Genomic DNA, 709 nt, shown 5'->3' with positions numbered 1-709 from the left:
ATTTCTCTCCCGTGGCGAGGCAAAGGCGCTCCTGGACGCCCCTGACAGAGACACCTGGTATGGCAGGCGTGACAGGGCACTCCTCAAGGTGCTTTACAACACCGGCGCCCGGGTTTCTGAACTGATTGGCATCCATGTCAGCGATCTTGAGCTTGATGTCACTCCGAGCGTGCGCTTGCACGGTAAAGGGCGCAAGCAACGGACAGTACCGCTCTGGAAGGATACGGCCGTCGAGCTTCGGCGCTGGATTGAATATGCAGGCCTGCGCACCGGACAGCCTTTGCTGCCCAACCGGTGGGGAAGATCGATGACGCGTTCGAACGCTGCGGAGCGGATCGCAGTCGCAGCAAACGCAGCTGCGACACGCTGTCCGTCGTTGGTCGGGCGATCGATCTCTCCGCATACGCTTCGGCATACGACTGCAATGCACCTGTTGCAGTCCGGCGTCGATATCACGGTCATTGCACTTTGGCTCGGACATGAGAGTCCGTCGACAACGCACGGATATATTGAAGCAGATCTGGCCATGAAGGAGCGCGCCCTAGCAGCGATCGCTCCACTGAAGACCCATCGATCCCGCTACCAGCCACCAGACACGCTTCTAAAGTTTCTAGAGGCCCTTTGATTATGTGCAGTCCTACGTGGCGAGCTCCGCCCGATGTGTGGCTCGCCAAACTTACCTGGCATAATCCCAGAGTGCGCATAACGG

The 709-nt window shown here is 58.8% G+C and carries 1 protein-coding gene; it reads left to right on the top strand.

Translation table 11 applies throughout. The annotated features are described in order from the left end of the window. Window positions 1-625: tyrosine-type recombinase/integrase (locus BMI01S_RS40525; protein WP_218002782.1), on the top strand; the 625-nt coding region annotated here is incomplete at its 5' end. Between the last annotated feature and the right edge of the window lie 84 nt (window positions 626-709).

This window comes from Paraburkholderia mimosarum LMG 23256 = NBRC 106338 (assembly GCF_000739815.1).
GTDB classification, from domain to species: domain Bacteria; phylum Pseudomonadota; class Gammaproteobacteria; order Burkholderiales; family Burkholderiaceae; genus Paraburkholderia; species Paraburkholderia mimosarum.
The sequence above is the reverse complement of the archived record's forward strand: the minus strand, read 5'-3'. Positions and strand labels throughout refer to the sequence as shown.